Origin of the sequence: Streptomyces sp. Isolate_45 (assembly GCF_024721315.2) — a bacterium.
Classification (GTDB): Bacteria; Actinomycetota; Actinomycetes; order Streptomycetales; family Streptomycetaceae; genus Streptomyces.
This window is the reverse complement of the sequence record NZ_JANFAK020000365.1, coordinates 1-1283: the sequence shown is the minus strand read 5'-3', so window position 1 is coordinate 1283 and position 1283 is coordinate 1. Positions and strand designations below refer to the sequence as shown.

The window sequence follows — 1283 nt, the reverse complement described above, 5'->3', positions numbered from 1 at the left end:
GCCGCGGCCGGCTCCGGGGCGCGGGCCAGTAGGCGGCGGATCTCGCGGACCGCCGCGCCGCCCGCGCGGTTGGCGCCGATCGTGGAGGCGGAGGGGCCGTAGCCGACCAGGTGGATCCGCTCGTCGCGGACCGCCCTCGTGCCCTCGACGCGGATGCCGCCCCCGGGCTCGCGCAGCCGTAGCGGTGCCAGGTGGTCGACGGCGGCCCGGAAGCCGGTGGCCCACAGGATGACGTCGGCGTCCACGCGGCGGCCGTCGTCCCACGCGACCCCGGACGCGGTGATCCGGTCGAACATCGGGAGCCGTTCCAGCACGCCGGAATCCAGCCCGGCCCGTACGGCGTCGGTCAGCGCCAGTCCGGTCACGCTGACCACGCTCCGCGGCGGCAGCCCCCGGCGGACCCGTTCCTCCACGCGCGCCACCGCCTCCCGGCCCTCGGCCTCGCCGAAGGCCCCGTCGCGGAAGACGGGCGGCCGTCGCGTGACCCACGTGGTTTCCGCCGCCGCCCCCGAGATCTCCAGCAGGTGCTGGACCGCCGAGGTGCCCCCGCCCACGACCACCACCCGGGCCCCGGCGAACTCCTCGGGTCCCGGATAGTTCGCGGTGTGCAACTGGCGCCCCCGGAACAGTTCCTGGCCCGGGTAGCGGGGCCAGAACGGCCGGTCCCAGGTGCCGGTGGCGTTGATCAGCGCCCGCGCCGACCAGGTGCCCGCCGAGGACTCCACCAGGAGCCGGCCCGAAGCGTCCCCGCGCACCGCCGAGACGTCCACGGGGCGGCGTACGCGCAGGTCGAAGCGCTCCTCGTAGGCGGCGAAGTACGCGCCGATCACCTCGGACGAGGGCCGTGACGGATCGGCGCCGGTGAGTTCCATGCCGGGCAGGGCGTGCATTCCGTGCACCTTGCCGTAGGTCAGCGAGGGCCACCGGAACTGCCAGGCCCCGCCGGGGCGCGGCGCGTGGTCCAGCACCACGTGGCCGATGCCGGCCCGGGCCAGGTGGTAGGCGCTGGACAGGCCCGCCTGCCCGGCGCCGACGACCACGACGTCCACCTCTGCCGGTGCTTCCGCGTACCGCGCCATTTCGTTCACGGTTCTACCAACTCCGGGTGACCGCGGGATCTTCCCGCCCGTACCGGCCTCACGGCCGGAGTGGTACGGAAAGGGCCGCGGGGGGGGGGGGGGGGGGGGGGGGGGGGGGCGCCCCCCCCCCCCCCCCCCCCCACCCCCCCCCCCCCCCCCGCCCCGCCCCCCCGCCCGGTCTCGGGTCCGCACAAAAAAAAAAAC

At 76.5% G+C, this 1283-nt stretch carries 1 protein-coding gene; it reads right to left on the bottom strand.

All coding sequences use genetic code 11. The features are described from left to right. Positions 1 to 1079, bottom strand: a 1079-nt coding sequence (locus NOD94_RS41095) for an FAD-dependent oxidoreductase (protein WP_281211347.1), incomplete at its 3' end; no start/stop codon positions are given. Between the last annotated feature and the right edge of the window lie 204 nt (positions 1080 to 1283).